This is a genomic window from Streptomyces exfoliatus, from assembly GCF_000725545.1.
GTDB lineage: Bacteria > Actinomycetota > Actinomycetes > Streptomycetales > Streptomycetaceae > Streptomyces > Streptomyces exfoliatus.
In genome coordinates this window covers 567,394-592,593 of record NZ_JNZP01000001.1, presented here as the reverse complement: position 1 = coordinate 592,593, position 25,200 = coordinate 567,394, and the positions used below count along the sequence as shown (strand labels likewise).

The window sequence follows — 25,200 nt, the reverse complement described above, 5'->3', positions numbered from 1 at the left end:
CGCCGGTTCATGGATCCGTCAGCCTTCGTACACCCGTCGACTCTTGACAAGTCCACCACTCGCGCAAGAGATTGACGCGCGTAGATTCATCTGCCGTTCCTCCAAGCACCCTCCGGAGCCCTGATGCCTTCCTCCATACCGAGATCCGCAGCCGTGTCCGCCGTCGTGGCCGCCGCCCTCGCCGCCGGACTCCTCGCCTCCTCGGCGAGCGCCGCCGAGGACAGCGCCACCGGCACGCGCGTCCACGACATCCAGGGCACGACCCGGGTCTCCCCCCTCGTCGGCAAGCAGGTCACCGGTGTGACGGGCATCGTCACGGGTGTCCGCACGTACGGCTCGCGCGGATTCTGGATCCAGGACCCGGAAGCCGACGCGAACCCGGCCACCAGCGAGGGCCTCTTCGTCTTCACGAGCTCCGTCCCGACCGTCGCCGTCGGCGACGCCGTCAGCCTGAACGGCACGGTCACCGAGTACGTCCCCGGTGGCCTGAACTCCGGCAACCAGTCGCTCACCCAGCTGTCGAAGCCGACCGTCACCGTCCTGTCGAAGGGCAACGCCGTCCCGGCGCCCGTGACGATCTCCGGCTGGTCCGTGCCCGACGCGTACGCCCCCGAGGGCGACCCGGCCGCCGGCGGCTCGATCAACGGCCTGACGCTCGACCCGGAGACGTACGCCCTGGACTACTACGAGTCCCTCGAGGGCAGCAACGTCCGGATCGACTCCTCGCGCGTGGTCGGCGCCACCGACCCGTACGCGGAGCTGTGGGTCACGGTGAAGCCCTGGGAGAACGACAACCGGCGCGGCGGCACGGTCTACGGCTCGTACGAGTCGCAGAACACCGGTCGGCTCCAGATCCAGTCACTGACCCCGCTCGCCCAGCAGCCGTTCCCCAAGGCGAACGTCGGCGACCGGCTGACCGGCACGACCGAGGGCCCGCTCGACTTCAACCAGTTCGGCGGCTACACGCTCACCGCCCGCACGCTCGGCACCGTCCAGGACAACGGCCTGGAGCGCGAGTCCACGGACAGGCAGCACAAGAACGAGCTGGCCGTGGCCACGTACAACGTCGAGAACCTCGACCCGAGCGACCCGCAGGAGAAGTTCGACGCGCTCGCGAAGGCGGTCGTCGACAACCTCGCCTCGCCCGACATCCTCGCCCTGGAGGAGATCCAGGACAACAACGGCGCCAAGAACGACGGCACGGTCGCCGCCGACCAGACGGTCAAGAAGTTCACGGACGCGATCACGGCGGCCGGCGGCCCGGCGTACGAGTGGCGCTCGGTCGACCCGCAGAACAACAAGGACGGCGGCGAGCCCGGCGGCAACATCCGTCAGGTCTTCCTCTTCAACCCCGAGCGGGTCTCCTTCACGGACCGCGCGGGCGCTGACGCCACCACCACGCCCACCGCCGTGACGGGCGGGAAGGGCCGCGCCGCGCTGACCCTCTCCCCCGGCCGGATCGACCCGGCGAACACCGCCTGGGACAGCAGCCGCAAGCCGCTCGCGGGCGAGTTCGTCTTCCGCGGCCGTACGGTCTTCGTGATCGCCAACCACTTCGGCTCGAAGGGCGGCGACGAGGGCCTGACCTCGCACCACCAGCCGCCGAACCGTTCCTCCGAGGCGAAGCGACTGCTCCAGGCGCAGGCCGTGAACGCCTTCGTGAAGGACATCGTCGCGATCGAGAAGCAGGCGGACGTCCTCGTCGTCGGCGACATCAACGACTTCGAGTTCTCCGGGACCACGCAGGCGCTCACCGACGGCGGCGCGCTGTACCCGGCCGTGAAGTCGCTGCCGCGCGCCGAGCGCTACTCGTACGTCTACCAGGGCAACAGCCAGGTCCTCGACCAGATCCTGACCAGCCCCGGCGTGCACCACTTCGAGTACGACAGCGTGCACATCAACGCGGAGTTCGCCGACCAGGACAGCGACCACGACCCGCAGGTGCTGCGCTTCCGCCCGTAGGACGGACCGGTCGCCGGGTCACCCGCCCGCGCTCAGGCTGAGCGCGGGCGTGTACCGGCGCACCCGGCTGCCGGCGAGCCCCGGGAAGCGGTGCACCCGCGCCCAGGCCTCGCCGAGCGGCCCGCCCGCGGCCTGCCAATCCGTGTGGGCCCGCTCGTTCTCCCACTCGGCGAGGTTCAGGACGCGGGTGCCGTCGGTGGACAGATGGAAGTGCGCGCCGATCCCGCCGGTGGCCGGCCTCCGCCCCGCGTCGCCCTCCATGGCGGTGAACACGGCGTCCACCCAGGCCTTCTGGCGTTCCGCGTCCGGCCCTTCGAACTCCACCTCGACGACGGCGACGGCCCCGGGCACGGCTCCCGCGCTCCGCTCGTCGAGGACGGCGGAGCGGTACGGCGGCGCGTAGCGGCGCAGGACCACCCGGTCGATGCCGGGCACGGCAGCGTCGATCTCGGCGTTCCGGTCGTCGCGGTAGGTCCGCACGAAGTCCTCGTAGGCCTGCTCGGAGGTCCACTGCGAGTAGTGCAGCAGCGATTCCCCGTCCGTCCCGGTGTAGACGCTGTACGAGAGCAGCCCCAGATCGGGCCACTCCCTGCTCTCCCAGGTCCTGCGGATGGCCTCGACCACAGCGCGCTGGCGCTCGGGGCCGCCGACCCGCCAGGTGCTGACGAGGGCGGCCCCGACGCCGGGGCGGTGGAGGTCGGGACGGGCGTCGGGGTGTGCGAAGGCGTTCATGCGGGAGTCGGCCCTTCCGTTCGGTTCGGATGACTCCACCGTCCTCCCTCAACCTTGCTCGAGGTCAAGGACCCGCCCTGTGCCAGACTGCGGGCCGTGATCCTTCGCCCCGCCACCCGCGCCGAACTGCCGTCCGTGCTCGCCCTCCTGGCCGACGAGCGGACGGTCGTGGACCCCGCCTCGGTCACCGTCACCGAGGCGTACGAGCGGGCCTTCGCGGACATCGAGACCGATCCGCGCAACGAACTGCTCGTCCTCCTCGACGAAGACCTCGTCGTGGGCTGCCTGCAGGCCACGTACATCCCGGGGCTCGGCAAGGGCGGCGCCGAGCGCGCCCTGATCGAGGCGGTCCGGGTCAGGGCCGACCGGCGCGGCGGCGGGCTCGGCCGGGAGCTGATGGAGCGGGCCATGACGCGGGCCCGGGAACGCGGCTGCGCCCTGGTCCAGCTCACCAGCAACAAGGAGCGGACGGACGCCCACCGCTTCTACGCCTCCCTGGGCTTCGCGCGCAGCCACGACGGCTTCAAGCGGGCGCTCTAGCCGGCGGGCCGGTCCGACATCGAGAGTTCGTTCAGCAGAACTGAATCCTCGAAGCAAGCAGATCTAAGTGGACCTTCATCGACATCGGCGCCCAGACTCTCGGGATGAGCACGATGATTACGAAGAGCACGAAGAGCACGAAGAGCCCGATGAGCACCACGCGCACGGAACGTCCTTTCGGCCGCGCGCTCTGCGCGATGATCACCCCGTTCACCCCCTCCGGCGGGCTCGACCTCGACCGGGCCGGCGAGCTGGCCGTCCGGCTGGTCGCTGACGGCTGCGACGGTCTCGTCCTCAACGGCACCACCGGCGAGTCCCCGACCACCACCGACGCGGAGAAGGCCGCGCTCGTCCGGGCGGTACGGCAGGCGGTCGGCCCCGGCCCGGCGCTCCTGACGGGCGTCGGAACCGCCGACACCCGGCACACCCTCGAACTGGCCCGGCAGGCCGGACAGGCGGGCGCCGACGGGCTCCTCGTCGTCACCCCGTACTACAGCCGCCCCCAGCAGTCCGCCGTCGAGGCCCACTTCCTCAAGGTGGCGGACGGGGCGGGCCTTCCGGTGATGGTCTACGACATCCCGGGCCGTACCGGGACCCGGGTCGAACCGGCGACGATGCGGCGGCTCGCGGAACATCCCCGGATCGTGGCGGTGAAGGACTGCGCCTACGACCTCCTGGCCGCGGCCCGGCTGATCGCGGAGACCTCGCTGGCGTACTACTCGGGCTCCGAGGAGCTGAACCTGCCGCTGTACGCGGTCGGGGGCGCGGGCTACGTCAGCACGGTGGCCAACGTGGCCCCCCGTCAGCTGCGGGCCGTCCTGGACGCCTTCGACGCGGGCGACCGCGCCGAAGCGGCCCGGCTGAACGCCCGCACGATGCCGCTGACCGAGCTGATGATGGCCTCAGGTCTTCCGGGCTCGGTGACCGCCAAGGCGCTGCTCGGCGGAGCGCTGCGCGAACCGCTGCAGCCCGCCGACCGGGAGGCGGTCGACGGGCTGCGGGCGGCGCACGAGGCACTGGTTCAGGCGGAGTCGGCGGTGGAGGTGCTGCCGAAGATCGCGGCGTGCTCCAGGACGTCCTCCAGCGGGTCGTCGATCTGACCGGTGTGGATCGAGAGGCTCGGCCCGTTCGTCACGGTCGGACCGCTGCGCGTGTGCGTCTCGTCGGCCTGGGCCGTACCCACGGGCAGCAGGATCGCCGCCGCCGTGAGCATCCCGACGACCGTGCGCTTCGTCCTCATGTCGACTCCTCGCCTTGTCCACTGCTGGAACCTTGCGCTCCGCACTGTTAACGCACCGTCACCGGATCGGTTGCCGTGTGACAGGAGTTTCACGGCGCTGTCCCCGTTGCGTACCGCCGCCGGGGGAAGCCCTGTGCCCCGGCTAACCTGAGCGCGCTTCGGGCCGCGGACGGCGGCCCGGCCGTGGGACGGGGAAGACGACGTGGTGAGAAGGCCGATGGGGACACTCGGGGCGCGCACGGCCGGGGCGCGGGACACCGGAGCGGGCGGTGGAGGAAGCGAGCCGTCCCGTAGGCGTCTGCTCCGCCTCGCCGGGACCGGACTCGGCCTGACGGCCCTGGGCGCGGGCGCGTGGGGCTGCGGCCCCGTCGAGGAGCCGTCGGCGACCGCACCGGACACGGGAGCGACCCCGGGCAAGGGCGGGGACGCGTTCACCGCTCCGCCGGACGGCACGGCCCCCCGCCCGCTGTGGCAGGGCGAGGCCGCCGGCGGGTCGCTGGGCGCGCTGGACGCGCTCGCCGTCGCCGGAGACGTGGTCCTGGTGTCGGGCGATCCGCTGGTGGGCCGGGACATCGTCACGGGCAAGGAGGTCTGGTCCCGGAAGGAGGTCGCCGTACCGGGCGCGAAACTGCTCGTCAGCGGAGGGACCCTCTACCTCGCCAGCGCCCGGTACGACGGGGACGTCGTCGGCCTCGATCCGGCCACCGGCAAGGAGACCTGGCGCAGCAGGCTCGGTGGCGAGCGGTACGCCCAGCCCCGCACGCTCGCGGCCGACGACCGGCACGTCTACGTCCTCGCCGGCGTCCTGGAGAAGGACTTCAGCGTGAAGAACAACGTGATCGCGGCCCTCGACATCGCCTCGGGCAAGGTGGTCTGGCAGGAGCGGCGCGACGCGGGTACCGAGGAGTACGGCATCGTCGCCGCCGTCGTCGGCCGGCACCTCGTCTACACCGACCTGCGGGAGAACGTGACGGTCCGCGACACCGCCACGGGCCGGCAGGTCTGGACGAAGAAGATCGGCACGTCCAACCACCGCAGGCTCGCCTTCCACGAGGACCTCGTCATCGTCCCCGACACCCATCGGCTGCGGGCCTTCGCACTGGGCGACGGGCGCGAGCGCTGGTCCCTCGCGGCCGACGAGACGTACGTCTGGTTCCGGGATCCCGCGGTCCTGGACGGGGTGCTCTACGTCGCCGACTCCTCCCGCTCCCTGTGGGCCGTGAACCCGGCGACGGGCAAGGAGATCTGGCGCAACGACGACCTCGCCGGGCTGTCGACGCCCTGGCAGTACACCAAGGTCGGCGACACGCTCTACGGTGCCACGGAACTCGACCCGAAGGGCGGCGTGCACGCCTTCGACGCCCGCGACGGACGCCTTCGCTGGACCTACAACGACGGCACGAAGTCCAGCGAGAAGTGGTACGTCGTCCCGTCCGGCAAGCGCCTCGCCGCCCTGCACGGAAAGCGACTGACCGCCCTCCCTGCCGTCTAGGGCCTGAAGGGCGGTCAGGGTGTCCCGCGGACGCCTCAGTTGTGGCTGTGCAGGATGTCGTTGAGGCCGCCCCAGACCGCGTTGTTCGGGCGGGCCTCGACGGCGCCGGTGACCGAGTTGCGGCGGAAGAGGATGTTCGAGGCGCCGGAGAGCTCGCGGGCCTTCACGATCTGGCCGTCGGGCATGGTGACCCGGGTGCCTGCGGTGACGTACAGGCCGGCCTCGACGACGCACTCGTCGCCGAGGGCGATGCCGACGCCCGCCTCGGCGCCGATCAGGCAGCGCTCGCCGATGGAGATGACGACGTTGCCGCCGCCCGAGAGGGTGCCCATGGTGGAGGCGCCGCCGCCGATGTCGGAGCCGTTGCCGACGACGACTCCGGCGGAGATGCGGCCCTCGACCATGGAGGTGCCGAGGGTGCCGGCGTTGAAGTTGACGAAGCCCTCGTGCATGACGGTGGTCCCGGCGGCGAGGTGGGCGCCGAGACGGACCCGGTCGGCGTCGGCGACGCGGACACCGGCGGGCACGACGTAGTCGGTCATGCGCGGGAACTTGTCGATGCTCGTGACGGCGAGGTGCAGGCCCTCCGCGCGCGCGTTGAGCCGCACCTTCTCGATGTCGTCGACGGCGACGGGACCGAGCGAGGTCCAGGCGACGTTGGCGAGCAGGCCGAAGACGCCGTCCAGGCTCTGGCCGTGCGGCTTGACCAGCCGGTGGCTGAGCAGGTGCAGACGCAGGTAGGCGTCGTGGGCGTCGAGCGGCTTCTCGTCGAGCGAGCCGATGACGGTACGGACGGCGACCACCTCGACGCCCCGGCGGGCGTCCACGCCGAGGGCCTTGACGGCGCCTTCGCCGAGGGCGTTCAGGGCCTCGTCGGAGGTCAGCCGCTCGGTGCCGGCGGGGCCGGGCGCGTCGGTCAGCGAGGGGGCGGGGAACCAGGTGTCGAGAACGGTGCCGTCGCCGGCGATGGTGGCGAGGCCGGCGGCGACGGCGCCGGTGGTGCGAGGAGCAGTGGTCATGACGGAAAACCTAACCGGCGGGGCCCCGCGCGGGCCAACCGGTCTCAGGTGCCGGTCGGGCGCGTCGGCGGTTCCGACAGGTCCCGGGGCGGGGAGTTCGGTGGTTCCTTCAGGATCCGGGCCAGCATCGCGCGCGCGTACTCCTCGTCGTACGCACCGCCGGTGAGCAGCACCTGGAGGCAGAGGCCGTCCATGAGGGCGACCAGGGCGCGGGCGGTCACGGGGTCGGTGCGGTGGGCGAGGACGGCGATGACCGTCTCGGTCCACTCGGCGGCGACCGGGCGGAGCGCGGGGCGCCGCAGGGCGGCGAGGTAGAGCTCGTACTCGAGCTCCACGCGCGCGCGTGCGCCGCCCATCCACTCCCCCAGGAGGCGGGCGAGCACGGCCGCCAGGTCGGCGTCCGGCGCGGCGAGGGCGGGGCTCTCGCGCAGCAGCCGCCCGAAGTCCTCGTTGGCCTTGCGGAGGGCCGCGACGAGGAGTTCGTCGAGGGAGGCGAAGTGGTACGTGGTCGAGCCGAGCGGCACGTCGGCCTCGGCGGCCACCGTGCGGTGGCTCAGGCCGGTGATCCCGGCCCGGCCGACGACCCGCAGGGCCGCGTCCACGATCCGCTCCCGCCGTTCGGGGTCGTGGCGGCGGGTCCTGGCCATCAGTGGGCGCCGCCGAGGTTGAGGACGGCGACCCCGGCGATGATGAGGACGATCCCTGCGATCTTGGCGAGGCTGAGGGTCTCGCCGAGGAAGAGGATGCCGATGGTGGCGACGGCGGCGGTGCCGACGCCGGACCAGATGGCGTAGGCGGTGCCGACCTGGAGCGTCTTGAGCGCCTGGGCGAGGAGGGCGAAGGCGATCAGATAGCCCGCGCCGGTGACGATCGAGGGCCAGAGCTTGGTGAAGCCCTCGCTGTACTTCATCGAGGTGGTGGCGAGAATCTCCGCCACGATGGCGCCGGCGAGCAGTCCGTAACCCATGCGTACGAGCGTACACAGCAATACGTACAGGCGTACGCATCGGCGCCCTATACGGTGTCCCGCATGACGTTTCCCCCAGGGCCGCCGCCCTACGGCTACGGCTATCCGCCGCCGCCCCCGCCGCCGCAGCCCGGCGTGATACCCCTGGCGCCGCTCGGCTTCAACGCGATCCTGAGCGGTGCCTTCTCCACCTTCGGCCGCTACTGGAAGCAGCTGCTCGGAGTGACGGCCGCCGCGTACGGGATAGCCGTGCTGATCGTGGCGGCGGCGCTCGGCATCGCGTACGCGGCCGTCGGCGACCTCTTCCCCGCCGTGTTCGACCTGCCGTCCGGCCAGGAGCCGCGATGGGACGACGTCCGCCCCCTGCTCGTCGCCTTCGCCTGCGTCTGGGTCGCCGGCACGCTCGCGGCCCTGTGCGCCAACGCCGTGGTCGCGGCGGCCTGCCCCGCCGTGATCCAGGAGGCGGTCCTCGGCCGGCCGACGACCTTCGGTGCGACCTGGCGCCGCTCATGGGCCCGGATGCCTGCCGTCCTCGGCACGGTGATCCTGACGAGCCTGCCGATGGTGCTCCCGGTCGCGGTGTTCGTGGGGACGCTCGCCGCCCTGCTGATCAACCTCAACGGCGGCAGTCCGGTGACCATGGTGTTCGTGATCTTCGGCGGCGCGACGCTCGCCGCACTGCTCTTCGTCCCGCTCGCCCTCTGGCTCTGGGTGAAGTTCAGCCTGGCCCCGGCGGCCGCGGTGATGGAGAACAGGGGCGTCGTGGCCTCGATGCGCCGCTCCTCGACCCTGGTCCGCGGCTCCTGGTGGCGCGTCTTCGGCTGCCTGCTCGTCGCCGCGCTCATGGCGGCCGCCATCGGCTGGCTGATCCAGCAGGTCTTCTCCCTGCTGATCTCGGTCCCCCTGGCGACGACCGACTTCTCCGGCGGCGATCCCGCGGCCGTGATCGCCTCCCTGGTCGGCGTCGTCGCCTTCCTTGCCGTGGGCCAGCTGCTCAGCCAGGTCGTGGTCTCCGTCTTCCCGCCCCTGATCACCAGCCTGCTCTACGTCGACCAGCGCATCCGCAGGGAGAACCTGGCCCCGGAGCTGGCGAGGGCCGCGGAGACGGCGCCGCAAGCCTGGCACCGCCCCCGCAGTGCCAGGCTGCACTAGTCGGTGCTAGTCGACGAGTGACCGCTTCGGCCGCAGCACGCAGAACTCGTTGCCCTCGGGATCGGCGAGGACCACCCAGGTCGCGTCCTCGCCCTGCCCGACGTCGATCCGCCGCGCCCCGAGGCCGATGATCCGCTCCACCTCCGCGTCCCGGTCGTCGGGCGTCAGGTCCAGGTGGAGACGGTTCTTGACGGTCTTGGACTCGGGGACCGTGAGCAGCACGATGCCGGGCAGCGCGTTCTCGCCCGCACCGATGACGATCTCCTCGTCGTCCTCGTAGAGCACCTTCCAGTCGAGCACCCGAGTCCAGAACTCGGCCTGACGCTTGGCGTCGTGGACATCGATCGCGATTTGGTACAGAGAAACGGCCATGCCCTCCAGTCTATGGAGGGCATGGCCGTCTCTACGGGGTCGATCAGACGTTGAAGCCGAGCGCGCGCAGCTGCTCGCGGCCGTCGTCCGTGATCTTGTCCGGGCCCCACGGGGGCATCCAGACCCAGTTGATCTTCAGTTCGCTGACGATGCCGTCCGTCGCGGACTTCGCCTGGTCCTCGATCACATCGGTCAGCGGACAGGCCGCCGACGTCAGGGTCATGTCCAGCGTCGCGACGTTCGAGTCGTCGATGTGGATGCCGTAGATCAGGCCCAGGTTGACGACGTCGATGCCCAGCTCGGGGTCGACGACGTCGTACAGCGCCTCACGGACTTCTTCCTCGGAGGCCGGCTTCATCGTGGCCTCGGCGTTCTCGGTCATGCCGACTTCCTCACAGACTTCTCGTCGTCACCCAGCGCCTGGGCGGTCGCGTCCTTCCACGCCATCCAGCTGAGCAGCGCGCACTTCACCCGGGCCGGGTACTTGGAGACCCCGGCGAACGCGACCGCGTCCTCAAGGATCTCCTCCATGGCGTCGTCCGGCTCGATCTTGCCCTTGGACTGCATCAGCTCCAGGAAGGTGCCCTGGATCTTCTGCGCCTCGGCCAGTTCCTTGCCGACGAGCAGCTCGTTGAGGACGGACGCCGAGGCCTGGCTGATGGAGCAGCCCTGCCCCTCGTACGAGACGTCCGCGATCCGCGATCCCTCGTACTTCACGCGGAGCGTGATCTCGTCGCCGCATGTCGGGTTGACGTGGTGCACCTCGGCGTCGCCGTCCCGGAGACCGCGCCCGTGCGGGTGCTTGTAGTGGTCCAGGATGACGTCCTGGTACATCGAATCCAGCTTCACGACCAGCCCCTACCCGAAGAAGTTCCGTACGTGCTCAAGGCCCGCGACGAGGGCGTCGACCTCGCCGGGGGTGGAGTACAGATAGAACGACGCTCGCGTGGTCGCGGGAATTCCGTACCGCAGGCAGACCGGCCGCGCGCAGTGGTGACCGACCCGGACCGCGATGCCCTCCTCGTCGAGCACCTGACCCACGTCGTGGGGGTGGATGTCGCCGAGCGTGAAGGAGATCGCCGCGCCGCGGTCCTCGGCCGTGGTGGGGCCGATGATCCGCAGGTCCGGGACCTCCTGGAGGCGCCGGACGGCGTACTCGGTGATCGCGTGCTCGTGGCGCGCGATGTTCTCCATGCCGATCGCCGAGAGGTAGTCCACGGCCGCGCCGAGGCCGACGGCCTGGGCGATCGGGGGCGTACCCGCCTCGAACTTGTGCGGGGCCGGAGCGTACGTCGAGGAGTGCATCGAGACGGTCTCGATCATCTCGCCGCCGCCGAGGAAGGGCGGCAGGTCCTCCAGGAGTTCCTGCCGTCCCCACAGCACGCCGATGCCGGTCGGGCCGACCATCTTGTGGCCGGTGAAGGCCACGAAGTCGGCCTGGAGCGCCTGCACGTCCAGGACCATGTGGGGCGCGGCCTGGGAGGCGTCGATGCAGACGAGCGCACCGACCTCCTGGGCGCGGCGGATGATCGTCTCCACCGGGTTGATCGTGCCCAGCAGGTTCGAGACCAGCGTGAACGAGACGATCTTGGTCTTCTCGGTGATGACCTCTTCGATGTTCGAGAGGTCGAGACGGCCGTCGTCGGTGAGGCCGAACCACTTCAGCTTCGCGCCGGTGCGCTGCGAGAGCAGCTGCCACGGGACGATGTTGGAGTGGTGCTCCATCTCCGTGATGGCGATCTCGGTCTCGTGGTCCACGCGGTAGGGCTCGTCGGCCCAGCCCAGCATGTTGGCCACCAGGTTGAGCGACTCCGAGGCGTTCTTGGTGAAGATCACCTCGTCGCGGCTCGGGGCGTTGATGAAGGCCGCGACCTTGTCACGAGCGCCTTCGTACAGCGCCGTCGCCTCCTCGGCGACCGTGTAGACGCCACGGTGGACGTTGGCGTTGTGCCGCTCGTAGTACTCGTTGAGCGCGTCGAGGACCTGCCGCGGCTTCTGCGAGGTCGCCGCGGAGTCGAGGTACACGATCTTCTTGCCGTCGTGGACCACGCGATCCAGGAGCGGGAAGTCCTTGCGGATCGCCTCGGTGTCGAGGAGGCCGGAGAGCCCCTGGTGGGCAGATGTCACGCGGATGCGCCACCCTTCGTGCTGTAGGCCTCGTAGCCCTCGTTCTCCAGCTTGTCGGCGAGCTCGGCGCCGCCGGACTCGACGATGCGGCCGCCGGAGAAGACGTGCACGAAGTCGGGCTTGATGTAGCGGAGGATCCGGGTGTAGTGCGTGATCAGCAGCGTCCCGACCTCACCGGTCTCGCGGACGCGGTTGACGCCGTCGGAGACCTGGCGGAGCGCGTCGACGTCGAGGCCGGAGTCGGTCTCGTCGAGGATCGCGATCTTCGGCTTGAGGAGCTCCATCTGGAGGATCTCGTGGCGCTTCTTCTCACCGCCGGAGAAGCCCTCGTTGACGTTGCGCTCGGCGAAGGCCGGGTCCATCTGGAGCTGCTCCATCGCGGACTTGACCTCCTTCACCCAGGTGCGCAGCTTGGGGGCCTCGCCGCGGATCGCCGTCGCCGACGTGCGCAGGAAGTTGGAGACCGAGACGCCGGGGACCTCGACCGGGTACTGCATGGCCAGGAACATGCCGGCGCGGGCGCGCTCGTCGACCGACATCTCCAGGACGTCCTCACCGTCGAGGGTGACGGTGCCACTGGTGATCGTGTACTTGGGGTGCCCGGCGATCGAGTAGGCGAGGGTCGACTTGCCGGAGCCGTTGGGGCCCATGATGGCGTGGGTCTCGCCCTGCTTCACGGTCAGGTCGACGCCCTTGAGGATCTCCTTGGTGCCGTTCTCGGCTACGACGGAGACGTGCAGGTCGCGGATTTCAAGCGTTGCCATGGGTGACTCAGGACTCCTGGGTGACGGAGACGAGCACATCGTCCCCTTCGATCTTTACGGGGTAAACGGGGACCGGACGCGTCGCGGGAAGGCCGGAGGGCTTTCCGGTGCGCAGGTCGAAGCTCGACCCGTGCAGCCAGCACTCGATGGCGCAGTCCTCGACCTCGCCCTCCGAGAGGGACACGTTCGCGTGCGAGCAGATGTCGTTGATGGCGAACACCTCGCCCTCGGTGTGCACGACCGACACCGGCGTGCCGTCGACCTCGACCCGCTTCGGGGTGTCGGCCTCCAGCTCGCTCAGCGCGCAGACTCGGACGAAGGCCATCAGACGGAGGCCTCCAGCTCGGCCTCGATCTTGGCGAGGAGGCGCTCCTGGACGTCCGGCAGACCGATCTGCTGGACCAGCTCCGCGAAGAAGCCACGGACGACGAGGCGGCGGGCCTCGGACTCCGGGATGCCGCGGGACATCAGGTAGAAGAGCTGCTCGTCGTCGAAGCGGCCGGTGGCCGAGGCGTGACCGGCGCCGGCGATCTCGCCGGTCTCGATCTCCAGGTTCGGTACGGAGTCGACCCGGGCGCCGTCCGTGAGGACCAGGTTCCGGTTGAGCTCGTACGTGTCGGTGCCCTCGGCGGCGGCCTGGATGAGCACGTCGCCGATCCAGACGGCATGAGCGTCCTGGCCCTGCAGCGCGCCCTTGTAGGCCACGTTGGACTTGCAGTGCGGGGCGTCGTGGTCGACCAGGAGGCGGTGCTCCTGGTGCTGGCCCGCGTCGGTGAAGTACAGACCGAAGAGCTCGGCCTCGCCGCCGGGGGCGGCGTAGCGCACGCGCGGGTGGATGCGGACGACGTCGCCGCCGAAGGTGACGACGACCGACTTGAAGGAGGCGTCGCGGCCGACCAGCGCGTTGTGCTGGGCGACGTGGACGGCCTTCTCGTCCCAGTCCTGGACGGAGACGACGGTCAGCTTGGCGCCGTCGCCGAGGACGTAGTCGACGTTGGCGGCGAGCACCGCGTCACCGGTGTGGTCGATGACCACGACGGCCTCGGCGAAGGCGCCGAGCTCGATCACCTGGTGGCCGAAGGCGACGCCGCCCTGGCCGTGCACGGCGATGCGGATGGGCTCGGTGAGGACGGCCTCCTTGGCGACGGTGACGACCGAGGCCTTCTCGAAGGAGGAGTACGCCTGGGCCGCGACGCGGTCGACGGGCGTGCCGGCCTTGCCGAGGCGCTCGTCCTCACGTCCGACGGTCTCCACGGTGACGCCCTCGGGGGCCTCGACCTCGACGCGGACGCCCTCGCCCGTGGCGACGGCGGTGCCGTCGTGCAGGCCGCGGAGGCGGGCCAGCGGGGTGAACCGCCATTCCTCCTCGCGGCCGTGCGGGACGGGGAAGTCCGCGACGTCGAAGGACGGGGGCGCGCTCATGCGCGTGGCGACGGTGGACTCGGCGGCCACCGCGATCGAGCCGGCGGTGGTGGAGCCCGCCGGGATGTTCTGAGCCTCAGCCATGGCTGTCGTGTTGCTCTCTTCCTGCGTACGTGTGAGTCGGTCGCTGCGGGTGCGGTGGCGGTTAGCCGACCGCGCCTTCCATCTGCAGCTCGATCAGCCGGTTGAGTTCCAGGGCGTACTCCATCGGGAGCTCCTTGGCGATGGGCTCGACGAAGCCGCGGACGATCATCGCCATGGCCTCGAACTCGGTGAGGCCGCGGCTCATCAGGTAGAAGAGCTGGTCCTCGGAGACCTTGGAGACGGTGGCCTCGTGGCCCATGGAGACGTCGTCCTCGCGCACGTCCACGTAGGGGTACGTGTCCGAGCGGGAGATCGTGTCGACGAGCAGCGCGTCGCAGAGCACGTTGGACTTGGAGCCCGGGGCGCCCTCGCCGATCTCGATGAGACCGCGGTAGGAGGTCCGGCCGCCGCCTCGCGCCACCGACTTGGAGACGATGTTGGAGGAGGTGTTCGGAGCCATGTGGACCATCTTGGCGCCGGCGTCCTGGTGCTGGCCCTCGCCCGCGAAGGCGATGGAGAGCGTCTCGCCCTTGGCGTGCTCGCCCATGAGGTAGACGGCCGGGTACTTCATGGTGACCTTGGAGCCGATGTTGCCGTCGACCCACTCCATGGTGGCGCCCTCGTAGGCGACGGCGCGCTTGGTCACCAGGTTGTAGACGTTGTTCGACCAGTTCTGGATGGTCGTGTAGCGGCAGCGGCCGCCCTTCTTGACGATGATCTCGACCACGGCGCTGTGCAGCGAGTCCGAGGAGTAGATCGGGGCGGTGCAGCCCTCGACGTAGTGGACGTAGGCGTCCTCGTCGACGATGATCAGCGTCCGCTCGAACTGGCCCATGTTCTCCGTGTTGATACGGAAGTAGGCCTGGAGCGGGATCTCGACCTGCACGCCCTTGGGCACGTAGATGAACGAGCCGCCGGACCACACGGCCGTGTTCAGGGAGGCGAACTTGTTGTCGCCGACCGGGATGACGGTGCCGAAGTACTCGCGGAAGAGCTCCTCGTGCTCCTTCAGCGCGGTGTCGGTGTCGACGAAGATGACGCCCTGCTCCTCCAGGTCCTCACGGATCTGGTGGTAGACGACCTCGGACTCGTACTGGGCGGCGACACCGGCGACGAGGCGCTGCTTCTCCGCCTCGGGGATGCCGAGCTTGTCGTACGTGTTCTTGATGTCCTCCGGCAGGTCCTCCCAGGACTCGGCCTGCTTCTCGGTGGACCGGACGAAGTACTTGATGTTGTCGAAGTCGATGCCGGAGAGGTCGGAGCCCCAGGTCGGCATGGGCTTCTTGCCGAAGAGCCGCAGACCCTTGAGACGCAGCTTCAGCATCCACTCGGGCTCGTTCTTCTTCGCGGAGATGTCGCGGACGACGTCCTCGTTCAGACCGCGCTTGGCAGTGGCACCGGCCGTGTCGGAGTCGGCCCAGCCGTACTCGTACCGACCCAGGCCCTCGAGCTCGGGGTGGCTGATCTCGGTGGTCATGCGGGGTTCCTCCCGGCCGTACTTGCGGATGCTGATTCGGTGGTCTGTGGGGCGCCGTGCGGGATGAACGTGGTGCAGACGCCGTCACCATGGGCGATGGTGGCCAGACGCTGGACGTGGGTTCCCAGGAGGCGGGAGAAGAACTCCGTCTCCGCCTCGCACAGCTGTGGGTACTGCTCGGCGACGTGGGCGACCGGGCAGTGGTGCTGGCAGAGCTGCTCGCCGACCGGCGCGTTCCGCGCAGTGGCAGCGTACCCGTCGGCCGTCAGGGCCTTGGCCAGTGCCTCGGTCCGCCGGGCCGGCTCGGCCGCCTCGACGGCCTCGCGGTAGGCGCCCGCCTGGGACTCGATGCGGTCCCGGGCGAAGGCGGCGACGGCCGCTTCCCCACCGGCGTTGCGCTCGATCCAGCGGAGTGCCTCCACGGCCAGCGAGTCGTACGACTGGTCGAAGGCGTCCCGGCCGCAGTCGGTGAGCGCGAAGATCTTCGCGGGGCGGCCGCGGGCACGGGTCCCGTAGACGCGCTTCTCGCGGGCTTCGACGACCTTGTCGGCGACCAGCGAGTCGAGGTGGCGGCGGACGGCGGCCTGGGTGAGGCGGAGCCGTCCCGCCAGATCGGCGACGGTCGAAGGACCGTGGTCCAGGATCGACCGCGCGACCCGGTTGCGCGTCGAGCGCTCGCCGGTCGCGAGTTCCTCCACCGGAGCCTCGCCAACGTTTTTCACAACGCCATTGTTGCGTAATTAATCTCGGACTGACAAGCCGCGCCGGAACCGGCCGCGGTGCCATGCGTCACTCAGGTAAGGCTTACCTGACCTGCGGAAATGATCATTCGTAGGACGAATGAGCCCCGCCCGGGGGCCCCGCGACCGGAGGACCGCCGGAAGCTCTCTAGACTTCCGGACATGCGAGACCAGCCCGCCGACAGTGCCGCCAGTGCCGACAGCGCCGTCCGCGTACGCGGTCTGGTCAAGCGGTACGGAAGAAAGACCGCCGTCGACGGCCTCGACCTCGACGTACGTACGGGAACCGTCACCGCCGTCCTCGGACCCAACGGAGCCGGCAAGACCACCACGATCGAGACCTGCGAGGGATACCGCAGGCCCGACGAGGGCACCGTCCGCGTCCTGGGCCTCGACCCGGTCGCCGACGCGGCGGCCCTGCGCCCCCGGATCGGCGTGATGCTCCAGTCGGGTGGCGTCTACTCCGGCGCCCGCGCCGACGAGATGCTCCGCCACATGGCGAAGCTCCACGCCCACCCCCTGGACGTGGACGCCCTCGTCGAGCGGCTCGGCCTCGGCTCCTGCGGCCGCACCACCTACCGGCGCCTCTCCGGCGGCCAGCAGCAGCGCCTCGCGCTCGCCATGGCCGTCGTCGGCCGCCCCGAACTCGTCTTCCTCGACGAGCCCACGGCCGGACTCGACCCACAGGCCCGCCGCGCCACCTGGGACCTGGTCCGCGAGCTGCGCGCCGACGGCGTGACCGTGGTCCTCACCACGCACTTCATGCAGGAGGCGGAGGAACTCGCCGACGACGTCGCCATCGTCGACGCCGGCCGGGTCGCCGCCCAGGGCACCCCCGAGGAACTGTGCCGGGGCGGCGCCGACAACACCCTGCGCTTCACCGGACGCGCGGGGCTCGACCTGGGCTCCCTGCTCAAGGCGCTGCCCGACGGCACCGCCGCCGCCGAGCCGCTGCCGGGCACGTACCGCATCACCGGCACGGTCGACCCGCAGCTGCTCGCCACGGTCACCACCTGGTGCGCCCAGCACGGGGTGATGCCCGAGGGCATCTCGGTGGAACGCCACACCCTCGAAGACGTCTTTCTCGAACTGACGGGCAAGGAACTGCGGTCGTGAGCACTGGCACCCATCTCCCGAAGCCGGGAGCCGCCCCCGTCGGCCGGATGATCGCGGCGCAGACGGCACTGGAGACCCGGATGCTGCTGCGCAACGGCGAGCAGCTGCTCCTGACGGTGATCATCCCCTCGCTGCTCCTGGTGCTCTTCTCGACCGTGGACGTCGTCGACACGGGTGCCGGCGAGGCCGTCGACTTCCTCGCCCCCGGCGTCCTCGCGCTCGCCGTGATGTCCACCGCCTTCACCGGCCAGGCCATCGCCACCGGTTTCGAGCGGCGGTACGGCGTGCTCAAGCGCCTCGGCGCCTCACCGCTCCCCCGCTGGGCGCTGATGACCGCCAAGACGCTCTCCGTCCTGGTCACCGAGGTCCTCCAGATCGCCCTCCTGACGGCGATCGCGCTGGGCCTCGGCTGGTCCCCGCAGGGCAACCCCGCCGCCGTCCTGCTCCTGCTGGTCCTCGGCACGGCCGCCTTCTCCGGCCTCGGCCTGCTCATGGCGGGCACGCTGAGGGCGGAGGCCACCCTGGCCGCCGCCAACCTGGTCTTCCTGCTGCTCCTGGTGGGCGGCGGGGTCATCGTCCCGCTGGAGAAGTTCCCCGACGCGGCCCGCTCCGTCCTGGAGCTGCTCCCGATCTCGGCGCTCTCCGACGGCCTGCGGGAGGTCCTCCAGGGCGGCGCGGCGATGCCCTGGGGCGACGCGCTGGTCCTTGGGGTCTGGGCGGTCCTGGGGCTCGGTGCGGCGGCGCGGTTCTTCCGCTGGGAGTAACCGTAAGGTTCCGTTCCGCCATATACGCCCCCCTCGTGAAAGCGCGCACAAGCGCCGTCCTACGATAGGGCCCGTGCTGACCCCCCTCGCCTTCATCGCCAGGCGCTGGACCCCGTCCCCCAGGACGCTCCGGCGCGCCGCGCTCTCCGCCGTCGTGATGAGCGTGCTCATCATCGTCACGGGCGGCGCGGTCCGGCTGACCGGTTCCGGTCTCGGCTGCGACACCTGGCCCAAGTGCACCGAAGACAGCCTCATCGTGACGCCCGAGCAGGGCTACCGCGGTGTGATCGAGTTCGGCAACCGGATGCTGACGTACGTCCTGTCGGCGGCCGTCGGCTGGGCGATCATCGCCGCCCGGTCCACCAAGCCGTGGCGCCGGAACCTGACCCGCTGGGGCTGGGCGCAGTTCTGGATCGTGATGAGCAACGCCGTCCTCGGCGGCATCACGGTGTGGATGGGCCTCAACCCGTGGACGGTGGCCGGACACTTCCTCGCCGCCAACGCCCTGCTCACCGTCGCCGTCATCACCTGGCACCGGACCGGCGAGGGCGACACCGCCCCCCGCCCCCGCGTGCCGCGCCCGGTGCGGAAGCTGTCCTGGGCGATCGCGATCACCTCGGGTCTGCTGATCGCCCTCGGCACCACGGTGACCGGCGCGGGCAAGCACGCCGGTGACAGCAGCGACGTCCCGCGCATGCCGTGGAACTGGACGGACGCCGCGCACCTCCACGCCATCGCCGCCTGGGTCGTCTGCGCGCTCGCGCTCGCGATGTGGCTGGTGCTCCGCGTGGTGGACGCCCCGGTCGACACCCGGGCGCGCGCCCGCGACCTGCTGATCGTGCTGCTGGCCCAGGGCGGGATCGGATACGTCCAGTACTTCACCGGGGTCCCCGAGCTGCTCGTCGCCGTCCACATGCTCGGCTCCTCGCTGATGTGGATCGCGGTGCTGCGGCTCGCCCTGAGCACGCGCGAGCGCCCGCTCCCCGTCGCCGACATCCCGGCCCAGGCGGAGCCGGAGCCCGCACGGGCCTGACCTGCCCGCACACCCTGTACGGACCGCCCCGGGTCTACCGGCTCCCCGCGAGCCGGTAGACCCGTCGCGCGTTTCCGGCCCCGATCATCGTGGCGACCCGCTGGGCGTCCGTGCGGGACCAGGCGCCGTCCATGACCCACTCGCCGAGCACACGGCCGAGGGCGGCGCGGAAGACGCTCGCGGCGACCACGTGGAGTTCGGGAAGTCCGTGGGCGCCGCTGGAGAACAGCAGCTTGCCGAACGGCGCCCGTTCCAGGACCTCGGCGAGCACGGCCGCCGCCCGCGCCCCGGTGTGCGCGAGGACGGGGCTCAGATCCGCGTACACGTGCGCGTGCATCCCGGTCAGCCGGGCGGCGGCGCGGTGGTACGGGTAGGAGTGCAGCAGGACGAGGTCGGTGCCGAGTCCCGTGGTGGCGGCGGCGAAGTCGGCGACCGAGGCCGGACCGCGGTCCCCGGTGTGCAGCTGGAGCGGGCGTCCCGCGGTGACCGCGATCCAGAGCAGATGGCGCAGCAGTACGGGGTCGGTGAGCCGGCCGCCGGCCGGGCGTCCGGCGAGCCAGCGCCCCGCCGCCCCGCGCACCTCCCCGGGCCCCGGCGGTTCGGACGCGTACGCGAGCCCCTGGCGTACGCCCGCCACGGAGGCGAAGGCGACGGCGACGGCCGCGGCCCCGTGGACGGCCTCGGAGAGGTTGGCCAGAAAGGCCTCGACGGTTCCCGAGGTGTCGGCGACCTGTTCGGCGAGGGGCTCCAGGCGGACGATCTCATGGGCGTCGGCGGCGCCCGTGGCGGCGATCTCGGCGGGGCCCGTCAGATCGTCGGGGAGCCCTGTGTCGACCAGGTAGGTCGCGATGCCGGAGGCGCGCAGGAGGCGCCGGCCCGCTTCGGCGACACCGAGTTCGCGGCGGCGCGCGAGGTAGCGGGCCGGCGGGCAGTGCGGTTCGAGCCCGAGGAGCGGCGGGCACCAGCGGCGCACCGCGAAGCCGGTCTGGGTGTCGAAGAAGGTGGTGCCCGTGGCGGGCAGCGCGGGGCGCCCGCCGAGCTGGGCGCCGAGGTGGGCCTCGAAGGTGCCGAGGCCGAGTTCCGTGCGGAGCACCCCGTGGCAGTGCTGGTCCACCAGGCTCGGCGTGTCGATCATCTCGGGGGGCTCCCTGTGTGGACGAGTCGCGTCTCCACACGTCCTAACGGGTGAGCCCCGCGCGAGGTTGTTGCCTCAGCGGTTGGAGGGGCCGCCGATCTGGATACCGGCCATCCGGGTCCACTCGTACGGGCCGGTCTCCACCTTGGCGGCGAACTCGCCGTCGAACTCCTCGTGGAGGGTGAGCCCGGCCTTCTCGGCGGCCTGCCGCGCGATCGCGTGGGTGGGCGCGACGAGGTCGCCCCAGCCGCCGTCGGTGCCGACGAGGACGATCCGGGTGCCCGCCTGACCGATGTGCGCGAGGTGTCCCTCGGAGCCGCCGTGCTCCTTGGAGAAGGCCTGGATCTCCTTGGCGAGCTTGGCCGCCTTGCGCTCTTCCTGCTTCGTTTCTGCCATGACAGCGATGCTACCGACGCGTAGATCTACTGACGACGGCCGGGCCACGTGGCCTATCCCACGTGACCCGGCCGTCGGTCGGGACAGATCATCTGAGCGGGCCACCCCGCCACAAAACCGGCGTACCGCCCGGCGGAGTGCGTGTCAGCGGAGGAAGGGGTCCACCGCGACCGCCACGAAGAGCAGCGAGACGTAGGTGATGGACCAGTGGAAGAGGCGCATCTCCTTGAGCTTCGCGCCCGTGGCGCCCGCCTTGGCGCGGGCGAGGAGCGCGTGCGCCTCCCAGAGCCACCAGCCGCCGGTGAGCACGGCCACGGCCAGGTAGAACCAGCCCGTGTAGCCCAGCGGGGTGAGCAGCAGCGAGACGGCGACCATCACCCAGCTGTAGAGGACGATCTGCTTGGCCACGACCTTGTTGGAGGCCAGGACGGGAAGCATGGGGACGCCCGCGCGCGCGTAGTCGTCCTTGACCTTCATCGACAGCGGCCAGTAGTGCGGCGGCGTCCAGAAGAAGATGACGAGGAAGAGGATGACCGCTGCCCAGGACATCGAGTTCGTCACGGCCGACCAGCCGATGAGCACCGGCAGACAGCCGGCGATGCCGCCCCAGACGATGTTCTGCGCGGTCCTGCGCTTCAGGATCATCGTGTAGACGACGACGTAGAAGAGGAGCGCGCCGAGCGAGAGGGCCGCGGAGAGCCAGTTGACCAGCAGGCCGAACCAGAGCGTGGAGACCACGGCGAGCGTGAGGCCGAAGACCAGCCCCTCTCGCGGCGTCAGGACGCCCGTGACCAGCGGACGCTGGGACGTGCGGTCCATCAGCGCGTCGATGTCGCGGTCGATGTACATGTTGAGCGCGTTCGCTCCGCCCGCGGACAGGTAGCCGCCGAAGCAGGTGGCGAGCACCAGCCACAGATCCGGCACGCCCTGTTCGGCGAGGAACATCACCGGCACGGTGGTGATGAGCAGCAGCTCGATGATCCGCGGCTTGGTCAGCGCCACGAATGCCTTGACGCGGGCCCCGAACGGCCGATGGCCCCCCGGGCTGGGAGTCAAGACGACCCCTGCGGGTCGGGACTCGACGGCCGTCACGCACACCCCTGACAGAGAAATTCCCAGCAAGCTCCCCGGGCGAAGGCGGGGTGAAGCTTGCGCGTACCACGCCACTGTAGACGTTGCCCAGACACCGATCTTCGCGGGGGTGGGGTCGTGTTGAGGGGGTGTGTCCCACGGTGTGGACACACCTCGGGAGGCGAACTCACACGGGCGGCGGCAGTCTTGCTGTGTCCGCTCATTTGAGGGCGCGCATACGAAAAGACGCGGGTTCCGGCGGGGGTAGGCTCGACACCGCCGGTACACCCTCAGTCACCGGCTCAAGACATGTGGAGAGGAGCCCTGACCCAGGGTGAGCACTAAGCCGACCACCACAGACCTCGAGTGGACCGAGTTGGACCAGCGGGCTGTCGACACCGCCCGCATCCTGGCCGCGGACGCCGTACAGAAGGTCGGCAACGGCCATCCTGGTACGGCCATGAGCCTGGCGCCCGCCGCGTACACCCTCTTCCAGAAGGTGATGCGGCACGACCCGGCCGACCCCGAGTGGGTCGGACGCGACCGGTTCGTCCTCTCCGCCGGCCACTCGTCCCTGACCCTCTACACCCAGCTGTACCTGGGTGGCTTCGGGCTCGAGCTGGATGACCTGAAGGCCTTCCGCACCTGGGGCTCGAAGACCCCGGGGCACCCGGAGTACGGCCACACCGCCGCCGTCGAGACGACCACGGGTCCGCTGGGCCAGGGTGTCGCCAACGGCGTGGGCATGGCGATGGCCGCCCGCTACGAGCGCGGTCTGTTCGACCCGGAGGCCGCCACCGGCACCTCCCCGTTCGATCACCACATCTACGTGATCGCCGGTGACGGCTGCCTCCAGGAGGGCATCTCCGCGGAGGCGTCCTCGCTCGCCGGCCACCAGAAGCTCGGCAACCTGATCCTGCTGTGGGACGACAACCACATCTCGATCGAGGGCGACACCGAGACGGCCGTGTCCGAGGACACGATGAAGCGGTACGAGGCGTACGGCTGGCACGTCCAGCGCGTCGAGCCGCAGGCCAACGGCGACCTGGACCCGGCCGCGCTGTACGCGGCGATCAGGGCCGCGGAGGCCGAGACCGAGCGTCCGTCGTTCATCGCGATGCGCTCGATCATCGCCTGGCCCGCGCCGAACGCGCAGAACACCGAGGCCTCGCACGGCTCGGCGCTCGGCGACGAGGAGATCGCGGCCACCAAGCGCGTCCTCGGCTTCGACCCGGAGCAGACCTTCGAGGTCACCGACGAGGTCATCGCGCACACCCGGGCGCTCGGCGACCGCGGCCGTGAGGCCCGCGCCGCGTGGGAGAAGTCGCTCGCCGAGTGGCGTACGGCCAACCCGGAGCGCGCCGCCGAGTTCGACCGCATCCAGGCGAACGAGCTGCCGGCCGGCTGGGCCGAGAAGCTGCCGGTCTTCGAGCAGGGCAAGGGTGTCGCCACCCGTGCCGCCTCGGGCCAGGTCCTCAAGGCGCTCGGCGCGGTCGTCCCGGAGCTGTGGGGCGGCTCGGCCGACCTCGCCGGCTCCAACAACACGACGATCGACAAGAACTCGTCGTTCCTGCCCGAGGGCAACCCGCTGCCGGAGGCCGACAAGTACGGCCGCACGATCCACTTCGGCATCCGCGAGCACTCGATGGCCGCGGAGATGAACGGCATCGCGCTGCACGGCAACACGCGGATCTACGGCGGCACCTTCCTGGTGTTCTCCGACTACATGCGCAACGCGGTGCGTCTGTCCGCGCTGATGCACCTGCCCGTGACGTACGTCTGGACCCACGACTCGATCGGTCTGGGCGAGGACGGCCCGACGCACCAGCCGGTGGAGCACCTCGCCTCGCTGCGCGCGATCCCGGGTCTGAACGTGGTCCGTCCGGCCGACGCCAACGAGACGGCCCTCGCGTGGCGCGAGATCATGCAGCGCCACACCAAGGTCTTCGGCAAGGGCGCCCCGCACGGCCTCGCGCTGACCCGTCAGGGCGTGCCGACGTACGCGCCGAACGAGGGCACCGTCAAGGGCGGCTACGTGCTCTTCGACGCCGAAGGGCCCTCCGGGCAGATCACGGAGCCGGAGGTCGTGCTGATCGGCACGGGCTCCGAGGTGCACCTGGCCGTCGAGGCCCGCGAGCAGCTCCAGGCCGCCGGTGTCCCGACCCGCGTGGTCTCGATGCCGTCCGTGGAGTGGTTCGAGGAGCAGGACCAGGCGTACAAGGACTCGGTCCTGCCGCCGTCGGTCAAGGCCCGGGTCGCGGTCGAGGCCGGCATCGGTCTCACCTGGCACCGGTATGTCGGGGACGCCGGCCGGATCGTCTCCCTGGAGCACTTCGGTGCCTCGGCGGACGCGAAGGTCCTGTTCCGCGAGTTCGGTTTCACGCCGGAGGCGATCGTCGCCGCCGCCCGGGAATCGATCGCCGCCGCCGCGCGCTGACCCGCATACGTACGACTTATTGGAGATGCAATTCTCATGACAGACGCTCTCAAGCGCCTCTCCGACGAAGGCGTCGCGATCTGGCTGGACGACCTCTCGCGCCAGCGGATCACGTCCGGCAACCTGGCCGAGCTGATCGACCAGAGCCACGTGGTCGGTGTCACCACCAACCCGTCCATCTTCCAGAAGGCCATCTCGGAGGGTCACGGCTACGACCAGCAGCTCGCCGACCTCGCGGCCCGCAAGGTGACCGTCGACGAGGCGATCCGCATGATCACGACGGCGGACGTCCGTGACGCCGCCGACATCCTGCGGCCGGTCTTCGACGCGACGGACGGCCAGGACGGCCGGGTGTCCATCGAGGTCGACCCCCGTCTCGCCCACGAGACGGCCGCCACCATCGCCGAGGCCAAGCAGCTGGCCTGGCTGGTGGACCGCCCCAACACGCTGATCAAGATTCCGGCCACCAAGGCGGGTCTGCCGGCGATCACCGAGGTCATCGGCCTCGGCATCAGCGTCAACGTCACGCTGATCTTCTCCCTGGAGCGCTACCGCGCGGTCATGGACGCCTACCTGGCGGGCCTGGAGAAGGCCAAGGAGCGCGGCCTCGACCTCGCGAAGATCCACTCGGTGGCCTCCTTCTTCGTGTCCCGCGTGGACTCGGAGATCGACAAGCGCCTGGACGGCATCGGCACCGACGAGGCCAAGGCGCTGAAGGGCAAGGCCGCCCTGGCCAACGCCCGCCTGGCCTACGAGGCCTTCGAAGAGGTGTTCAGCGGTGAGCGCTGGGCCGCCCTCGACAAGGCGCAGGCCAACAAGCAGCGTCCGCTGTGGGCCTCGACCGGCGTCAAGGACCCGGCGTACAAGGACACCCTGTACGTCGTGGACCTGGTCGCCCCCGGCACGGTGAACACCATGCCGGAGGCCACCCTGGAGGCCACCGCCGACCACGGCGAGGTCACCGGTGACACCATCCGCGGCACCTACGACCAGTCGCGCGCCGAGCTCGCGGCCGTCGAGCGGCTGGGCGTCAGCTACGACGACGTCGTGCAGCTCCTCGAGGACGAGGGCGTCGACAAGTTCGAGGCGTCCTGGAACGACCTGCTCAAGTCCACCGAGGCGGAGCTTCAGCGCCTCGCACCTTCGGAGGCGTAAGCA

General features: G+C 70.6%; 27 protein-coding genes. 10 read left to right on the top strand and 17 right to left on the bottom strand.

The features are described 5' to 3' along the window. Positions 1-123 precede the first annotated feature (123 nt). Positions 124-1,962, top strand: a complete 1,839-nt coding sequence (locus tag IO20_RS0102715) for an endonuclease/exonuclease/phosphatase family protein (RefSeq protein WP_030547044.1) — start codon at positions 124-126, stop codon at positions 1,960-1,962. A gap of 18 nt (positions 1,963-1,980) precedes the next feature. Here the strand turns inward: IO20_RS0102715 and IO20_RS0102710 are convergent, their stop codons facing one another. Beyond that, positions 1,981-2,694, bottom strand: a complete 714-nt coding sequence (locus IO20_RS0102710; RefSeq protein WP_030547046.1) for an antibiotic biosynthesis monooxygenase — start codon at positions 2,692-2,694, stop codon at positions 1,981-1,983. Positions 2,695-2,790: 96 nt separating this feature from the next. Here IO20_RS0102710 and IO20_RS0102705 point away from each other — a divergent pair, with 96 nt between their 5' ends. Both IO20_RS0102705 and dapA read left to right on the top strand, forming a co-directional pair. Continuing rightward, positions 2,791-3,234, top strand: a complete 444-nt coding sequence (locus IO20_RS0102705) for a GNAT family N-acetyltransferase (RefSeq protein ID WP_030547048.1) — start codon at positions 2,791-2,793, stop codon at positions 3,232-3,234. Between the two features lie 113 nt (positions 3,235-3,347). Then, the gene (gene dapA, locus IO20_RS0102695) at positions 3,348-4,334 is read left to right on the top strand and encodes a 4-hydroxy-tetrahydrodipicolinate synthase (RefSeq protein ID WP_051894183.1); all 987 of its coding nucleotides are present in this window, start codon (positions 3,348-3,350) and stop codon (positions 4,332-4,334) included. On the opposite strand, the gene IO20_RS0102690 is transcribed toward dapA, so the two are convergent. Beyond that, the gene (locus tag IO20_RS0102690; RefSeq protein WP_030547052.1) at positions 4,256-4,474 is read right to left on the bottom strand and encodes a hypothetical protein; all 219 of its coding nucleotides are present in this window, start codon (positions 4,472-4,474) and stop codon (positions 4,256-4,258) included. The genes dapA and IO20_RS0102690 overlap by 79 nt on opposite strands. Positions 4,475-4,691: 217 nt before the next feature. On the opposite strand from IO20_RS0102690, the gene IO20_RS0102685 reads away from it, so the two are divergent. Further along, positions 4,692-5,966 (top strand): outer membrane protein assembly factor BamB family protein, encoded by a 1,275-nt coding sequence (locus IO20_RS0102685; protein WP_078945866.1) that lies wholly within the window; start codon positions 4,692-4,694, stop codon positions 5,964-5,966. 35 nt (positions 5,967-6,001) lie between these two features. Here the strand turns inward: IO20_RS0102685 and dapD are convergent, their stop codons facing one another. Genes dapD through IO20_RS0102670 form a run of 3 tightly spaced genes read right to left on the bottom strand, consistent with a single transcriptional unit; the run spans position 6,002 to position 7,952 of the window. Then, the gene (dapD, locus tag IO20_RS0102680; RefSeq protein WP_030547055.1) at positions 6,002-6,985 is read right to left on the bottom strand and encodes a 2,3,4,5-tetrahydropyridine-2,6-dicarboxylate N-succinyltransferase; all 984 of its coding nucleotides are present in this window, start codon (positions 6,983-6,985) and stop codon (positions 6,002-6,004) included. 44 nt (positions 6,986-7,029) lie between these two features. After that, positions 7,030-7,632 (bottom strand): TetR/AcrR family transcriptional regulator, encoded by a 603-nt coding sequence (locus IO20_RS0102675; RefSeq protein WP_051874305.1) that lies wholly within the window; start codon positions 7,630-7,632, stop codon positions 7,030-7,032. Then, positions 7,632-7,952: a DMT family transporter gene (locus IO20_RS0102670; RefSeq protein WP_030205910.1), complete on the bottom strand. Its 321-nt coding sequence runs from the start codon at positions 7,950-7,952 to the stop codon at positions 7,632-7,634. The genes IO20_RS0102675 and IO20_RS0102670 overlap by 1 nt, the downstream gene beginning before the upstream one ends. A gap of 63 nt (positions 7,953-8,015) precedes the next feature. Between IO20_RS0102670 and IO20_RS0102665 the strand changes: the two genes are divergently transcribed. Continuing rightward, on the top strand, positions 8,016-9,104 hold the full coding sequence (locus tag IO20_RS0102665; RefSeq protein ID WP_031126701.1) for a DUF7847 domain-containing protein: 1,089 nt from the start codon (positions 8,016-8,018) through the stop codon (positions 9,102-9,104). 6 nt (positions 9,105-9,110) lie between these two features. Here IO20_RS0102665 and IO20_RS0102660 read toward each other — a convergent pair whose 3' ends face one another. The 9 genes from IO20_RS0102660 to IO20_RS0102620 form a co-directional block, all read right to left on the bottom strand. Next, positions 9,111-9,476 carry a VOC family protein gene (locus IO20_RS0102660; protein WP_030547059.1) on the bottom strand — a complete coding sequence of 122 codons (366 nt, stop codon included), beginning with the start codon at positions 9,474-9,476 and terminating at the stop codon, positions 9,111-9,113. A gap of 43 nt (positions 9,477-9,519) precedes the next feature. Next, positions 9,520-9,858, bottom strand: a complete 339-nt coding sequence (locus IO20_RS0102655) for a metal-sulfur cluster assembly factor (RefSeq protein ID WP_030205917.1) — start codon at positions 9,856-9,858, stop codon at positions 9,520-9,522. Next, positions 9,855-10,325, bottom strand: a complete 471-nt coding sequence (sufU, locus tag IO20_RS0102650) for a Fe-S cluster assembly sulfur transfer protein SufU (protein WP_030547061.1) — start codon at positions 10,323-10,325, stop codon at positions 9,855-9,857. The genes IO20_RS0102655 and sufU overlap by 4 nt, the downstream gene beginning before the upstream one ends. 9 nt (positions 10,326-10,334) lie before the next feature. After that, positions 10,335-11,603 carry a cysteine desulfurase gene (locus IO20_RS0102645; protein WP_030205922.1) on the bottom strand — a complete coding sequence of 423 codons (1,269 nt, stop codon included), beginning with the start codon at positions 11,601-11,603 and terminating at the stop codon, positions 10,335-10,337. Then, the gene (gene sufC / locus IO20_RS0102640; RefSeq protein WP_030205925.1) at positions 11,600-12,367 is read right to left on the bottom strand and encodes a Fe-S cluster assembly ATPase SufC; all 768 of its coding nucleotides are present in this window, start codon (positions 12,365-12,367) and stop codon (positions 11,600-11,602) included. The genes IO20_RS0102645 and sufC overlap by 4 nt, the downstream gene beginning before the upstream one ends. 7 nt (positions 12,368-12,374) lie before the next feature. Next, on the bottom strand, positions 12,375-12,692 hold the full coding sequence (locus IO20_RS0102635) for a bifunctional 3-phenylpropionate/cinnamic acid dioxygenase ferredoxin subunit (RefSeq protein WP_030322524.1): 318 nt from the start codon (positions 12,690-12,692) through the stop codon (positions 12,375-12,377). After that, positions 12,692-13,873, bottom strand: a complete 1,182-nt coding sequence (gene sufD, locus IO20_RS0102630) for a Fe-S cluster assembly protein SufD (protein WP_030205930.1) — start codon at positions 13,871-13,873, stop codon at positions 12,692-12,694. Before sufD ends, IO20_RS0102635 begins: the two co-directional genes overlap by 1 nt. Before the next feature lie 61 nt (positions 13,874-13,934). Continuing rightward, positions 13,935-15,350 carry a Fe-S cluster assembly protein SufB gene (gene sufB, locus IO20_RS0102625; protein ID WP_030547063.1) on the bottom strand — a complete coding sequence of 472 codons (1,416 nt, stop codon included), beginning with the start codon at positions 15,348-15,350 and terminating at the stop codon, positions 13,935-13,937. Then, complete coding sequence (locus IO20_RS0102620; RefSeq protein WP_030547065.1) at positions 15,347-16,072, bottom strand: helix-turn-helix transcriptional regulator; 726 nt, start codon at positions 16,070-16,072, stop codon at positions 15,347-15,349. The genes sufB and IO20_RS0102620 overlap by 4 nt, the downstream gene beginning before the upstream one ends. 180 nt (positions 16,073-16,252) lie before the next feature. On the opposite strand from IO20_RS0102620, the gene IO20_RS0102615 reads away from it, so the two are divergent. The 3 genes from IO20_RS0102615 to IO20_RS0102605 all read left to right on the top strand — a co-directional run bounded on the left by IO20_RS0102615 (position 16,253) and on the right by IO20_RS0102605 (position 19,003). Further along, positions 16,253-17,206 carry an ABC transporter ATP-binding protein gene (locus IO20_RS0102615; RefSeq protein WP_037634396.1) on the top strand — a complete coding sequence of 318 codons (954 nt, stop codon included), beginning with the start codon at positions 16,253-16,255 and terminating at the stop codon, positions 17,204-17,206. Then, on the top strand, positions 17,203-17,970 hold the full coding sequence (locus tag IO20_RS0102610) for an ABC transporter permease (protein WP_030547069.1): 768 nt from the start codon (positions 17,203-17,205) through the stop codon (positions 17,968-17,970). Before IO20_RS0102615 ends, IO20_RS0102610 begins: the two co-directional genes overlap by 4 nt. Before the next feature lie 73 nt (positions 17,971-18,043). Further along, positions 18,044-19,003, top strand: coding sequence for a COX15/CtaA family protein (locus tag IO20_RS0102605; protein ID WP_030547071.1), 960 nt, complete (start codon positions 18,044-18,046; stop codon positions 19,001-19,003). A gap of 34 nt (positions 19,004-19,037) precedes the next feature. Here the strand turns inward: IO20_RS0102605 and IO20_RS0102600 are convergent, their stop codons facing one another. The 3 genes from IO20_RS0102600 to IO20_RS0102590 form a co-directional block, all read right to left on the bottom strand. Beyond that, positions 19,038-20,138 carry an amidohydrolase family protein gene (locus IO20_RS0102600; RefSeq protein WP_030547073.1) on the bottom strand — a complete coding sequence of 367 codons (1,101 nt, stop codon included), beginning with the start codon at positions 20,136-20,138 and terminating at the stop codon, positions 19,038-19,040. A 75-nt stretch (positions 20,139-20,213) separates the two neighbouring features. Continuing rightward, positions 20,214-20,534: a hypothetical protein gene (locus IO20_RS0102595; RefSeq protein WP_030205952.1), complete on the bottom strand. Its 321-nt coding sequence runs from the start codon at positions 20,532-20,534 to the stop codon at positions 20,214-20,216. 144 nt (positions 20,535-20,678) lie between these two features. Continuing rightward, positions 20,679-21,626, bottom strand: a complete 948-nt coding sequence (locus IO20_RS0102590; protein ID WP_030205955.1) for a heme o synthase — start codon at positions 21,624-21,626, stop codon at positions 20,679-20,681. A 313-nt stretch (positions 21,627-21,939) separates the two neighbouring features. Here IO20_RS0102590 and tkt point away from each other — a divergent pair, with 313 nt between their 5' ends. Further along, complete coding sequence (gene tkt / locus IO20_RS0102585) at positions 21,940-24,042, top strand: transketolase (RefSeq protein ID WP_030547075.1); 2,103 nt, start codon at positions 21,940-21,942, stop codon at positions 24,040-24,042. A gap of 36 nt (positions 24,043-24,078) precedes the next feature. Further along, positions 24,079-25,197, top strand: a complete 1,119-nt coding sequence (tal, locus tag IO20_RS0102580) for a transaldolase (RefSeq protein WP_030205960.1) — start codon at positions 24,079-24,081, stop codon at positions 25,195-25,197. Positions 25,198-25,200: the final 3 nt, after the last annotated feature.

Bases quoted from the DNA above. Each gene is read 5' to 3' on its own strand.
- IO20_RS0102685 (WP_078945866.1), top strand. From the start codon at position 4,692: ATGGGGACACTCGGGGCGCGCACGGCCGGGGCGCGGGACACCGGAGCG.
- IO20_RS0102710 (WP_030547046.1), bottom strand. From the start codon at position 2,694: ATGAACGCCTTCGCACACCCCGACGCCCGTCCCGACCTCCACCGCCCC.
- dapA (WP_051894183.1), top strand. From the start codon at position 3,348: ATGATTACGAAGAGCACGAAGAGCACGAAGAGCCCGATGAGCACCACG.
- sufC (WP_030205925.1), bottom strand. From the start codon at position 12,367: ATGGCAACGCTTGAAATCCGCGACCTGCACGTCTCCGTCGTAGCCGAG.
- tal (WP_030205960.1), top strand. From the start codon at position 24,079: ATGACAGACGCTCTCAAGCGCCTCTCCGACGAAGGCGTCGCGATCTGG.
- IO20_RS0102655 (WP_030205917.1), bottom strand. From the start codon at position 9,858: ATGACCGAGAACGCCGAGGCCACGATGAAGCCGGCCTCCGAGGAAGAA.
- sufB (WP_030547063.1), bottom strand. From the start codon at position 15,350: ATGACCACCGAGATCAGCCACCCCGAGCTCGAGGGCCTGGGTCGGTAC.
- IO20_RS0102715 (WP_030547044.1), top strand. From the start codon at position 124: ATGCCTTCCTCCATACCGAGATCCGCAGCCGTGTCCGCCGTCGTGGCC.
- IO20_RS0102670 (WP_030205910.1), bottom strand. From the start codon at position 7,952: ATGGGTTACGGACTGCTCGCCGGCGCCATCGTGGCGGAGATTCTCGCC.
- IO20_RS0102600 (WP_030547073.1), bottom strand. From the start codon at position 20,138: ATGATCGACACGCCGAGCCTGGTGGACCAGCACTGCCACGGGGTGCTC.
- IO20_RS0102615 (WP_037634396.1), top strand. From the start codon at position 16,253: ATGCGAGACCAGCCCGCCGACAGTGCCGCCAGTGCCGACAGCGCCGTC.
- IO20_RS0102595 (WP_030205952.1), bottom strand. From the start codon at position 20,534: ATGGCAGAAACGAAGCAGGAAGAGCGCAAGGCGGCCAAGCTCGCCAAG.
- IO20_RS0102675 (WP_051874305.1), bottom strand. From the start codon at position 7,632: ATGGCCAGGACCCGCCGCCACGACCCCGAACGGCGGGAGCGGATCGTG.
- sufD (WP_030205930.1), bottom strand. From the start codon at position 13,873: ATGGCTGAGGCTCAGAACATCCCGGCGGGCTCCACCACCGCCGGCTCG.
- IO20_RS0102690 (WP_030547052.1), bottom strand. From the start codon at position 4,474: ATGAGGACGAAGCGCACGGTCGTCGGGATGCTCACGGCGGCGGCGATC.
- IO20_RS0102665 (WP_031126701.1), top strand. From the start codon at position 8,016: ATGACGTTTCCCCCAGGGCCGCCGCCCTACGGCTACGGCTATCCGCCG.
- dapD (WP_030547055.1), bottom strand. From the start codon at position 6,985: ATGACCACTGCTCCTCGCACCACCGGCGCCGTCGCCGCCGGCCTCGCC.
- IO20_RS0102635 (WP_030322524.1), bottom strand. From the start codon at position 12,692: ATGGCCTTCGTCCGAGTCTGCGCGCTGAGCGAGCTGGAGGCCGACACC.
- IO20_RS0102660 (WP_030547059.1), bottom strand. From the start codon at position 9,476: ATGGCCGTTTCTCTGTACCAAATCGCGATCGATGTCCACGACGCCAAG.